Here is a 12,258-nt window from a genome sequence, read left to right on the forward strand (position 1 = left end):
ATATGAAACGTCAGACTTTAACAGGCCTTTTAGCGGTATCCCTTCTGTTTGGATGTGCAAGCAAAGAAGAAATCGTTCCTGATGTGCCGCCTTCGGAACTGTATGCAGACGCACAGATTTCTCTTCAAAGTGGTAATTGGCTTTCTGCAATTGAGAAACTGGAAGCATTAGACTCACGTTACCCATTCGGTGCCTACTCTGAACAGGTGCAGCTTGACCTAATCTATGCGTACTACAAAAACGACGACCTTGCTTTGGGCTTGGCAACCATTTCTCGCTTTATGCGTTTAAACCCAACCCATGAAAAGATGGATTGGGTGCTGTACATGCGAGGTCTAAGCCACATGGCGCAAGATCGTAACTTTATGCATGATTTATTCAGCGTAGATCGAAGCGATCGCGATCCTGAACCGGTAAAAAAAGCGTTTGATGACTTCAAAAAACTACTTCAACGTTACCCGAATAGCCCATATGCAGAAGATTCACAAAAACGTATGGTCGCGCTGAAAAACCGTCTAGCGAACTATGATTTAGCGACTGCTGACTTCTACCTTCGCCGTGAAGCTTGGGTCGCTGCTATTAATCGCAGCCAAGAGCTACAAAAAGCGTATCCAGACACAGAAGCTGCACGTAAGTCACTGACTATCCAGCTAGAGGCCTACAAGCAACTTGGTTTGGAAGACGCCGTAGCAAGAACTGAAAAGCTTATAGAGCTCAACCCTGTGAAGTAATTGAACTTGCTTTAAACTGAACCGCCACCGTTTTTACCGTGGCGGTTTTTTATTACTCTCAATAGTGTATTCAGCCCTTTCTTGATGATCTTCCTAGCTCCACATATGCTTAAAGTTCTCCTCCCCCCTTTATAAAAAGGATGTGAACGTGACGATATCTAAGCTTTGCGCAGTTATGCTGCTCCTATTGTCTGCTTCCGTTTGCGCACTGCAAATCTCGCCGCTCAAACAGCCTCCTTATACTGGGGACCTCGATGTCATCAAGGAGAAGAATGTACTGCGCGTCTTAGTTTCTGCTGATTTAGGCTTTTACTACATTGAGGGCGGCACACCAAAAGGCATAGGCGCGGAATTGCTGGCGCATTTCGAAAAAGACCTTCGTAAACTCAAACCAAAGCTTAACGTACAAATTATTCCTGTTGCCCGCGACCAGCTACTGCCAGCCTTAGAAAACGGTTCAGGTGACTTAGTTGTCGCCAACCTGACTATTACCGACACGCGCAAACAGAAAGTGGAGTTCAGTTCACCCATTCTCACTGACATTCAAGAGTGGGTAGTGACAAACAAAAGCACACCAACGATGACGAAAATCGAACAACTGAGCGGCAAAGAGATTTGGGTGCGCGCCAGCTCTAGCTACTTTGAAAGCATTCAGACACTAAATAAGAAACTAAACAAAAAAGGCTTACCGCCTGTTATCGTGCACTTTATTGAAGAAACACTTCAAGATTATGAGCTGGTCGGAATGCTCAACAATGGTTACGTCAAAGCCATTGTTCTCGATAGCCATAAAGCCAAGCTTTGGCTGAAAGTGATGGATGATATTCGGGTGCACAAAAAAATCCCTATCCGCAAAAATGGCAAAATTGCTTGGGCAATGCGAGAAAATAGTCCCAAATTAAAAGCCGTCGTGAATAAGTTCATCCAGAAGTCTCGCTCTGGGACACTACTCGGTAACGTTATTTACGGTAAATACATCGATAACACGGGATGGTTGAACAGAGCTCTTAACCCTAAGAAAATTGCTCAACTAGAAAAACTCGCAGCGCTATTTTCACGCTATGGTGAGAAATACGATATCGACTATTTACTGATCGCTGCAATCGCTTACAAGGAATCAGGATTTAATAACGACCTAGTTGGAAGCCGAGGTGCCGTTGGCATAATGCAAGTCCTACCCAGCACCGCTCAAGATCCGAATATCAATATCAAAAATGTTCGACAATTAGAAAACAACATTCATGCTGGAGTGAAATACTTAGCTTTTTTGCGTAAGCAGTACTTCAGTGATCCTGATATTACTGCACAAAATAAACTCTACTTTACATTGGCGGCTTACAATGCGGGCCCCGGCAATGTAGAGCGTATTCGTAAGCGTGCAGCCCAACAAGGTTACGATCCTAATGTTTGGTTTAATAACGTGGAAGTCGTTATGCGGAAAAGTTTAAGCTCAACGGTTGGGTACGTCACAAGCATTAATCGCTACTACATAATATACAAACAACTAGAAAGTTTGGACCAAGTCAAAAGTCTAGAAAGGGTTTCACTAGCCCCAAAAGACCCCATTTTCATGATACCGCTACGAAAAGTCAGCCAAATGCCAGACAGTAAAAAGCCGCTTGTACAGTAAGCGGCTTTTTAAATGGATTCATTGGAAAAACTCAGTGATCGTCATCACACGTTACGTGTGGTTAAATTTTAACCACCTCAAATATTAGGCCGTAAAACTTCCCTAAAAACGAGGCCGTTTTCAGCTGAGTATTCTATCCAATCTACGGATTTACTAACCGATAACAAGCAATTTCACGATAAATCTCAGAAGTTCTTGAGTGAGATCACATTCATTTTTCATCATAAAAAACCCGAGCAAAATAATGATCTGAATCACATTTTTTTATGCTTAAAGCGGTAATCTGAACTCAACCCATGAGGGATGCAACAGAGGAAAAACACTTATGACAATGAATATCACTGGCAAAAACATCGAAATCACCTCTGCAATCCGAGCTCATATTGAGAGCAAATTTAAAAAACTGGAGAAATGGCAAGTAGACCTAATTGGTTGCCAAGCAACTTTCAGTGAGGAACCAAACAAACAGAAGAAATTCGAAGCGGTTATCAAAGTTCCTAAAGGCCAGCTCATTGCCTCAGCAACTCACGAAGATCTTTACGCAGCTATCAACGAAGTGGAGCAAAAACTAGAACGACAATTGAACAAGCTGACCCACAAACCTGAAGCTCGACGTGCAAGTAAGCCTGAGCTAGTGGAAGAAGAAGAGTAAACTGAACAGATTGAGGAAATAGCGCCGAAAGGCGCTATTTTTTTGCTTGACGCTCTCCCCAGCCTTGCTTATTGTGTTTAAACACTCATAAATTAAGCACTATTTATGCATTTAACCTCACTGTTTATTTTTGACTTCTTTTTCCTCCCATAGTTGGAGGGGCGAACTCGTTTGTGAAAGAAAAGTCAAAAACAAACAGAAAGCCTCCCAAATCGGGAGGCTTTTTTATAAGGAAAGAATTGATGACTGACCAACCTATTTCCCTCGAAGAAATTCGTTTACGCTTGAATGAGTTGGATGACCAACTTCTCAGCTTATTGTCTGAGCGCCGTAAACTCAGCATTGAAGTAGCCAAAAGCAAAGTACAAACCTCAAAGCCTGTTCGCGACGCCGTCCGTGAACAGCAATTATTGGTCAAGCTGATTTCTAATGGCCAAGATAAATACGAACTTGACGCGCAGTACATCACTAAACTTTTCCATACCATCATTGAAGACTCAGTTCTGCTTCAACAAAGTTATCTGCAAAATCTCGTTAACCCACAGCAAAGCCGTAAGCCACTTGCTCGCGTCGCTTTTTTAGGAGCCAAAGGCTCTTATTCGCACTTGGCAAGTCGCGAATACTTCAGTCGTAAAAATACAGAGCTTATCGAGCTCAACTGCGAGCACTTTAAAGAAGTGACTCAAACGGTTGAATCTGGCCATGCTGATTATGGCGTTCTGCCAATCGAAAACACCAGCTCAGGCTCTATTAATGAAGTGTATGACTTACTACAACACACGACGCTTTACATCGTTGGAGAGCTGACTCAACCAATCGAACACTGCTTGGTTGCGAAAAAAGACATTCGTCTGGAAGATATTAAAACGCTGTATTCTCACCCTCAGCCACACCAACAGTGCAGTGAGTTTTTAAGCCGTATGAAAGGGGTAAAGCTGGAGTCCTGCGCGAGCACAGCAGATGCAATGCAGAAAGTCCAAGAGATGGATCGTGATGATGTGGCTGCAATTGGTAATGCATCAAGCGGTAAGCTATATGGCTTGCAAGCAATTCAAGGCAACATCGCAAACCAAACCGAAAACCATACTCGCTTTATCGTGGTTGCTCGTAAACCGGTTGAAGTTTCTACTCAGATTCCAGCAAAAACCACATTGATCATGTCGACCTCCCAAGAGGCAGGTTCATTGGTTGAAACACTATTAGTGCTGCAACGTTACGGCATCAATATGACCAAGCTAGAATCACGCCCAATTATGGGGAACCCGTGGGAAGAGATGTTCTACGTAGACTTGACATCACATCTTGCTTCGACAGAAATGCAACAGGCACTTGAAGAGCTAACAAAAATCACTAAACACTTGAAAGTATTAGGCTGTTACCCGAGTGAGAACGTAAAGCCTACGCAAGTAAAATTGAGTTAATAGACACCAGTGAGTAAAAAGATCATGGCAACCCAAAAAGTCGTAATCGCATCGCTAAACCCAGCCAAAATTAATGCAGTTCAAAGTGCATTTCGTAATGCATTTCCGTATCAAGAGTTCAACTTCGTTGGCATCAGTGTACCGAGTGAGGTCGCAGATCAGCCCATGACGAATGAAGAAACTCATCGTGGTGCGCTAAACCGCGTTAAAAACGCAAAAGTAGAGATGCCAAACGCGGATTACTATGTCGGTCTCGAAGCGGGAATTGAAGCAAACGTGACGTTTGCTTGGATGGTGGTTGAGTCAGAGACTCACCGCGGTGAATCTCGTTCTGCAAGCTTAATGTTGCCGCCAAAAGTCTTGGAAAAACTCAAGGATGCGAATGAGTTAGGAGATGTAATGGACGAAGTGTTTGGTACTGATAATATCAAACAGAAAGGTGGCGCTATTAGCCTGCTAACCCAAAACCAGCTAACTCGAAGCTCGGTCTATCACCAAGCCTTGATTCTGGCTTTAATTCCATTCACAAACCCTGAGCATTTTCCTTCAAATTTATAACACTCAGCCTAGTCTCTAGATACGCAAAAAGGGCGGATATTTCCGCCCTTTGTAATACGTTATCTTAGTCACTTGTAACACCAAGGCCTAAAAGCAAATTGGATATACTGTCTACTTAGATACCGCAACTTGTTCTAACAAGACTTTCAACTTGTCTTTTTCTTCATCAGATTTCGACTTTAGTTCGTTAGAGCCACGAGTAATGGTGGCAATGCCCACACCAAGCATCTGACTGATCTGACGTTGAGATAATTCTCCTTTAAGAAGTTCGTTAATTATATTAACGCGTGATATTAATGACTCTCTCTCATCACGTGACATCAGCATAGTTAACAGCATGTCATCTTGCTGGGTGCCCATACTTGTTCGAATTAGCTCAATAATCTGTTGCCAGTCTTTATACTCGGGTTCGTGCGACATCAAGTTACCTCACTCAATACTTGGTATTGATCTCATGTTGATTCAAGAACGCGCCATCGATACCCAAAAGATCACGATAGTATGTTTCAAACATCAAGATGTTTTGTACATAACCGCGCGTCTCTTTAAATGGAATTGCCTCAATAAAGGCATAAGCATCCACTTTTCCTTGGGTACGCTCTCGCCACGTTTTTACTCTGTTAGGACCTGCATTATAAGCAGCAAGAGCAAAAATACGATTATTATCGTAATCCTCTAATAAACCTTGCAAATAATGGCTACCAATCTCGATATTTTTTCCTACATTGTAGAGATCCTGCGTACCTTGATAACTCAACTTATATTTACGTGCCGTGTACTTCGCCGTTGCAGGCATGATCTGCATAAGACCACGAGCGCCAACTGGAGAGCGGGCTTCAACATCTAACGCACTTTCCTGTCGAGCGAGAGACATCATCGTGACGGGATCAATGTTGTGCTTTTTCGCATAAAAATTAAACCACCAGCGGTGTGCTATTGGGAACCTAAGTTCGATATTATCCCACATCTGCGCTTGGATACTCGCGGTCACCGTTAGGTTATGCCAACGTTTAAATGATGCATAAGCCGCCAACATCACCTTTTCATCTTTCCCTACGCGGCGCAGTAAGTGTGCCCATTCACTCTTCGCTGCTGCGATTTTATCCGTCGCGATCAACTCTTCGATACGAGCTAGCGAGTCTTGATAGGGTTGAACAACTTTCTTGTCCAACTTAACCGTATGCGTTGGGTATTTGATTGATTGCCCGATTGCATTGGCGGCAGCCACACTGTAGAAGTTTCGTTGCCCAAGCAGAGTTGCTAAACGCTGTTTCCCCGCGATGTCATCACCTAACGCTATTTCACTTCTTCCAAGCCAATATTGCCAGCGTAGCGTGGCTTGTTCTTCTTTATTTAGAACAGCAATCCACTCTTGTACGCCTTTCCAATCTGCATTTTGAATCGCTAAGCGGATGCGCGTTTCAATCAACGGTAAGTACTGACTGGTTTTCGTTTTATCATCGCGCCATTTAGCTAATGACTCAGACTCCGTACGAGTCAATCGAAATGCAATATAGTCGGCAAGTTCTTGCGCTTTTTCTGGAGAAAACTTCTGTCCTTTAATGACGGCATCGTACGCACCTTGTGCTTGGCTAGTGTTCATGCGAGCCAACTTTTCTAACGCATATTCACTTTGCGCTCGATTAAAATCATTCGCAGGTTTTTTCTTCGCGAATTCCGCAACACTTGAAGGATTATCAAACAACGCTTTCATTTCTTTGGCTTGTTGCTTTGCCTGCGCTGATTTAGGCAGTTTGAGCAAGTAACTCATCAAACCGCCATTACGAGCATCAAACGCCAGTAACATACGCTGTAGAATCAGTTCATCGGTACGCTCACCCGCCTTGTCCCATGCTTCAAATAATGGGTCACACTCATCAGCAATGCTGATGCCACGTAACCACATATGTTCAGCCCCTTTAAACGCCGCGACTTTCTTGCCTTGCTTTAATTGAGCGACGTAGAAAATACATTGGTAACGCTCACCACTAGGAATGACTTTTTGAAACTCAGTAATGGTTTTCCAATCTTTTTGCTTATAAAGATGATTGAGGTATGGAGCGCGAACTCGACGAGAAAATGGAAAAGACTCGTGCTCAGAAATAAACTCGTTCACCTGTTGTGGTGACTTTTCCGGTAACTGTCTAATAAAAGTGCGGTAATCCACATAAGGCGTTAGTGGATAGTCAGAAATTTTAGGACGAATCGAAAGGTATCCGTCGATGTCATTTTTATCTAATAAATCTTGAGCTTGCTCATATACTTCGCGCTGCTTTTCCAAACTCAGCGCGGCATTAGCACTCAAACTCATAGCACACAACGCGGCGGCGCAGCATACGTTTTTAGCCAATTCAGATACGTTGAATCTCATTTGTGTCATTTTCCCCAGACATATACTGCCCTAAAGCCTAGTTTTGTTAGAGTTCATGTGATGTTAAGGCAATTTTCACACATGCATCTATTTACACAGAATGCAGATGTCCATGTAAAGCAACTTAGTGTATTAAAAATTGTACTCGTCAAACTTTTAAGACGATGGAGACAAAGCGTTTCTAACTCGCATAGAAAACACTTCGTCATTCTTAACGAATAACAAAAGTGTATACCCTAACCGTGTAAGTTTCCGGTCAGCTCAAAATAAGAAATCCATTCGTTAGGGAAATTCTTGCAATGCGGTAACAAAAACAAAGCACTTGGTATAAAATGATGGGTTTGAATGACAGTTAATTTAGGAACGATCGGCAATGGCTGAATACGTATATACCATGTCGCGGGTGAGCAAAATTGTGCCACCTAAGCGTCAAATTCTTAAAGACATCTCTCTGAGCTTCTTCCCTGGTGCGAAAATCGGTGTTTTAGGTCTGAACGGTGCAGGTAAATCCACACTGCTACGTATCATGGCAGGTATCGACACGGATATCGACGGTGAAGCGCGTCCACAACCTGGTCTAAACGTAGGTTACCTACCTCAGGAACCAGTATTAGACGAATCAAAAACCGTTCGTGAAGTTGTTGAAGAAGCGGTTGCTGACGTTGCTGACGCTCTGAAACGTTTGGACGCAGTCTACGCAGCATACGCTGAACCAGATGCAGACTTCGACGCACTTGCAAAAGAGCAAGGCGAGCTAGAAGCCCTTATCCAAGCGAAAGATGGCCACAACCTAGAAAATGCGCTTGAGCGTGCGGCAAACGCACTTCGTTTACCTGAATGGGACCAAAAAATTGCGCACCTATCAGGTGGTGAACGCCGCCGTGTGGCTATTTGTCGCTTGCTACTTTCTAAGCCAGACATGCTACTGCTTGATGAACCTACCAACCACCTAGATGCAGAATCAGTGGCTTGGCTAGAGCGCTTCTTAGTGGATTACACAGGTACCGTAGTAGCCATCACCCACGACCGTTACTTCCTAGATAACGCTGCGGGCTGGATCTTAGAACTGGACCGTGGTGAAGGTATCCCATGGGAAGGCAACTACACCTCATGGCTGGAGCAAAAAGACGCTCGTCTACAACAAGAAGCCTCCCAAGAGAGTGCTCGCCAAAAGACTATCGAGAAAGAGCTTGAGTGGGTACGTAAAAACCCTAAAGGTCGTCAAGCGAAGTCAAAAGCACGTATGGCTCGCTTTGAAGAACTGCAAAGCTCTGATCATCAAAAACGTAATGAAACCAATGAACTATTTATCCCACCAGGTGAGCGTCTAGGTGATAAGGTTATTGAAGTGAAGAACCTGACCAAGTCATTTGACGGTCGAGTTCTAATTGATGACCTGTCATTCAGCATCCCTAAAGGTGCAATTGTTGGTATCATCGGTGCTAACGGCGCAGGTAAATCGACGCTATTCAAGATGTTAAGTGGTACTGAACAACCAGACTCGGGCACAATTGAGATGGGCGATACAGTAAAACTAGCATCTGTCGATCAGTTCCGTGACAGCATGGACGATTCTAAAACCGTATTCCAAGAGATCTCTGAAGGTGCTGATATCATTAAGATCAACAACTTCGAAATCCCAGCTCGTGCATACTGTTCACGCTTTAACTTTAAAGGCAGTGACCAACAAAAGATTATTGGTGAACTATCGGGTGGTGAGCGTAACCGTGTCCACCTTGCGAAGCTTCTTAAAGCGGGCGGCAACGTGTTGCTACTCGACGAACCAACCAACGACCTTGACGTTGAAACACTGCGTGCTCTAGAAGAAGCATTACTAGAGTTCCCTGGTTGTGCAATGGTTATCTCGCACGACCGTTGGTTCCTTGACCGTATCGCGACCCACATCATTGACTACCGTGACGAAGGCCAAGTTAACTTCTACGAAGGTAACTACACAGAGTACATGGATTGGTTGAAGAAAACATTGGGTCCTGAAGCCGCAGAACCACACCGTATCAAATACAAGCGTATTGCGAAGTAATCGCAACCCACAAAGTTTGATTGTAATTTGTACAAAGGCCGCTATCATAGCGGCCTTTGTTTTCTTTGTTATAAAAAGAGCTCATTAGCCCGTCTCGTTCGTTAAGAACATGACATTGCACTTACGTCACTCTGTAGCGACCTCGACACTTTTCAAACAACAATCGAACACTTTTTGTTCGTATTGATATACTATTCAATTCTGTTTGACGACCTGACGAGAATATTCATATGACAGAGAGACGACGCTTTTCACGTATTCTCCATCAAGCTCCAGCTAAGATAGAACAACGTGACTTGGCAATTGAAGCTAGGATTCAAGATCTTTCCTTGCATGGTTTACTCATGAAAGTGGAAGAGACTGAGGCTTTGGATCCAACCCTTCCAGTCCATGTGACTTTTTCATTTGATCAATCCGAACAAGTGATTACGTTAAAAGCGCAAATTGTGAATGTCTCTAAGTGTGAGATTAGGTTGAAGATCGCTAAGGTAGACATCGAAAGCATTAGCCAACTAAAACGATTTATAGAATTGAATGTAGGCAATAACGACCTTCTGAATCGAGAGTTAGAGCACCTCTCTGGTTTTTAGGAGAAAAATAAATGAACGCCTATTTAAGTAACAATAACTATGTCTAAAAAAATCATCATGCAGATCCCGACGAAAGACGGCGATCAGCAGTTCTATTTGGGCCGCAGTTCGGTCCTAGCAGTATTTGCTTCAGTATTGGCATTACCCGCCGTCGTTGGTGGCGCGTGGTACCTTAATCAGCAGCAGATGCACAATAAAGACGAACTAACACAAATCATCGCCAAACTGGAAAGTGAAAAGGCCGAAGTGACGGCTCTTTACGAAGAACAGCTTGATACCAATCATTCGCTTTCCCAGTCTTTGACGGACAAAAACAATCAAATTCAGCTATTGGGCAAACGGGTATTCGACGTTGAATCGGTTTTAGGTCTCGCAGACGAAGAGTTGATGATCGATGAGAACAGCATGGGGTTAGAGGAGCGAATTGACGCAGCCGCTATCGATTCTGCTGTTCGAGCGACGATGTTCCGTTTGATACCAAATGACAGTCCAGTCACATACCAACGTATTTCTTCTTCTTACGGCAGTCGTATTAATCCGATTTCAGGTAAGAGGCATGTTCATACTGGTATCGATCTGACTTGTAAAAGAGGAGAAGAGATCCTGGCACCGGCTGACGGTGTGGTGGAAACCGTTCGCCCGAGCAATCGTGGTTATGGTAACTATGTCACCATTCGTCACTCATTTGGCTTTATGAGCTCCTTTGCTCATCTACAACGCTTCAAAGTGAAAAGCGGTCAGTTTGTTAGTAAAGGCGACATCATTGCTCAATGCGGTAACTCTGGCAACTCCACAGGGCCACACTTGCACTATGAAGTACGCTTCCTCGGACGAGCACTCAACCCTCAATACTTAATGGAGTGGACGCCAGAAAACTTCAATGACGTCTTTGAAAAAGAGAAAAAAGTGAAATGGGGACCTTTGGTTCAATTGATTGATAACGTTGTACGTCTACAAGTCAATTTAACCAATTCACCCTATCGCGATACCAGTATCAACACAGTATCAAGTGAAGATACGAGTAATACTGCGACGAACTGATTTGTCCATCAACACGAAAAAGAGCAGCTTACGCTGCTCTTTTTGTTTCGGACTCTGCACGGCTAAATGACCCGTGATTAGCCGCGATGAATATTATCATTCGCCTGTTTGAGTAAGTTTTGGCTCTCATTCATAAATTGTTGAGAATAAGTACCAAACCAATCACTCACCAGCTTAAAGCTTTCGATGAATCGCGCTTTGTCTCTGCTATCCAGAATCGCTACCGCATCACCTAAACGCTGATGGAATCGCTTGATCATATCGATATTCTCTTGAGAAGAGAAAATGATATCACCGTACAAGTTCGGATCCTGACCAAACAGTCGTCCCACCATCGCCAATTCAAGGCGGTAGATTGGCGAGCTTAACTTCAACAACTGATCGATGTTCGGATTCTCTTTGCTAAGGTGCATACCGTAAGCAAACGACGTGAAGTGGCGCAGCGCCTGAATCAACGTCATGCCATGATCGTGCTCTTGTGCATCGATTTGGCACAAGCTTGCGCCCCAAATCCCAAACTGTTGCAATAGCCATTGGTAATGCTCGTGACCACGGCCATCACAGTACACAATAACCTGCTTGGCAAGGCTCGGAACATCTGGGCCAAACATTGGGTGCAAACCAACCACAGGACCTTGGTGCACATTCAACATTGCTTGCAGAGGCTTCGACTTGATAGAAGTCAGGTCACACAGAATGCAGTCTTGCGGCAAGTTCCCCAGTTTTTCGATCACCCCTTCCGTTAGATGAATCGGCACCGTGACCACGACTAAACCCGCGTTGTCTAGAATCTCATCCGCATGATCCCAGTCTTTACTGCCGAGAACTTTGACCTGGTAGCCCGACAATTTGAACATACGCCCAAACAGGCCACCCAATTGACCATTACCACCAATAATAACAACTGAGCGTAAATCAGGGTTCAAACACTTAAAACCGGAATCTTTCTCGCTGGCATAAGACTCACGCATTGTTCGACGCAGAATATCTTCAATAAGCTGTGGAGGAATTCCCATTTTTTCAGCTTCAGCGCGACGAGAAGCTAACATCGCCGCTTCGCGGTCTGGAGCATAAATTGGCAAACCATGTTCGCTTTTTACTTCCCCAACTTTCTCTACGAGCGCTAAACGCTGAGCCAATAGCTCCAACATTTGCTTGTCGACTGCATCAATCTGATCGCGTAATGCGTTAAGTTCAACTGCCATTGATGTTCCTTAAATCCT

Annotated in this window: 11 protein-coding genes and 1 other annotated feature; of the genes, 8 read left to right on the top strand and 3 right to left on the bottom strand. The window is 44.0% G+C overall.

Going from position 1 to position 12,258, the window contains the following annotated elements:
- Positions 1 to 2 precede the first annotated feature (2 nt).
- The 5 genes from bamD to yjjX all read left to right on the top strand — a co-directional run bounded on the left by bamD (position 3) and on the right by yjjX (position 4,992).
- A complete protein-coding gene (gene bamD, locus UQW94_RS19900) occupies positions 3 to 731 on the top strand; it encodes an outer membrane protein assembly factor BamD (RefSeq protein WP_005381876.1) in 729 nt (242 codons plus the stop codon).
- Positions 732 to 879: 148 nt separating this feature from the next.
- Positions 880 to 2,361, top strand: a complete 1,482-nt coding sequence (locus UQW94_RS19905) for a lytic transglycosylase F (RefSeq protein ID WP_309473959.1) — start codon at positions 880 to 882, stop codon at positions 2,359 to 2,361.
- Positions 2,362 to 2,686: 325 nt separating this feature from the next.
- A complete protein-coding gene (gene hpf, locus UQW94_RS19910) occupies positions 2,687 to 3,013 on the top strand; it encodes a ribosome hibernation-promoting factor, HPF/YfiA family (protein ID WP_005381889.1) in 327 nt (108 codons plus the stop codon).
- A 108-nt stretch (positions 3,014 to 3,121) separates the two neighbouring features.
- Positions 3,122 to 3,243: a sequence feature (Phe leader region), on the top strand.
- Between the two features lie 12 nt (positions 3,244 to 3,255).
- Complete coding sequence (gene pheA / locus UQW94_RS19915) at positions 3,256 to 4,434, top strand: prephenate dehydratase (RefSeq protein WP_017636154.1); 1,179 nt, start codon at positions 3,256 to 3,258, stop codon at positions 4,432 to 4,434.
- A gap of 24 nt (positions 4,435 to 4,458) precedes the next feature.
- Positions 4,459 to 4,992 carry an inosine/xanthosine triphosphatase gene (yjjX, locus tag UQW94_RS19920; RefSeq protein ID WP_005385931.1) on the top strand — a complete coding sequence of 178 codons (534 nt, stop codon included), beginning with the start codon at positions 4,459 to 4,461 and terminating at the stop codon, positions 4,990 to 4,992.
- A 111-nt stretch (positions 4,993 to 5,103) separates the two neighbouring features.
- On the opposite strand, the gene trpR is transcribed toward yjjX, so the two are convergent.
- Complete coding sequence (gene trpR / locus UQW94_RS19925) at positions 5,104 to 5,412, bottom strand: trp operon repressor (protein ID WP_005381892.1); 309 nt, start codon at positions 5,410 to 5,412, stop codon at positions 5,104 to 5,106.
- Between the two features lie 13 nt (positions 5,413 to 5,425).
- Positions 5,426 to 7,372: a murein transglycosylase gene (sltY, locus tag UQW94_RS19930; protein WP_005385932.1), complete on the bottom strand. Its 1,947-nt coding sequence runs from the start codon at positions 7,370 to 7,372 to the stop codon at positions 5,426 to 5,428.
- Positions 7,373 to 7,736: 364 nt separating this feature from the next.
- Here sltY and ettA point away from each other — a divergent pair, with 364 nt between their 5' ends.
- The 3 genes from ettA (at position 7,737) to UQW94_RS19945 (ending at position 11,035) form a co-directional block, all read left to right on the top strand.
- Positions 7,737 to 9,404 carry an energy-dependent translational throttle protein EttA gene (gene ettA / locus UQW94_RS19935; protein ID WP_005381894.1) on the top strand — a complete coding sequence of 556 codons (1,668 nt, stop codon included), beginning with the start codon at positions 7,737 to 7,739 and terminating at the stop codon, positions 9,402 to 9,404.
- Positions 9,405 to 9,634: 230 nt separating this feature from the next.
- Positions 9,635 to 9,994, top strand: coding sequence for a PilZ domain-containing protein (locus tag UQW94_RS19940; RefSeq protein ID WP_031781006.1), 360 nt, complete (start codon positions 9,635 to 9,637; stop codon positions 9,992 to 9,994).
- Between the two features lie 39 nt (positions 9,995 to 10,033).
- Complete coding sequence (locus tag UQW94_RS19945; protein ID WP_005381900.1) at positions 10,034 to 11,035, top strand: M23 family metallopeptidase; 1,002 nt, start codon at positions 10,034 to 10,036, stop codon at positions 11,033 to 11,035.
- Between the two features lie 77 nt (positions 11,036 to 11,112).
- Here the strand turns inward: UQW94_RS19945 and tyrA are convergent, their stop codons facing one another.
- A complete protein-coding gene (gene tyrA, locus UQW94_RS19950) occupies positions 11,113 to 12,240 on the bottom strand; it encodes a bifunctional chorismate mutase/prephenate dehydrogenase (RefSeq protein WP_322142512.1) in 1,128 nt (375 codons plus the stop codon).
- Between the last annotated feature and the right edge of the window lie 18 nt (positions 12,241 to 12,258).

The organism is Vibrio sp. PBL-C16 (assembly GCF_034321865.1).
Lineage (GTDB): Bacteria > Pseudomonadota > Gammaproteobacteria > Enterobacterales > Vibrionaceae > Vibrio > Vibrio alginolyticus.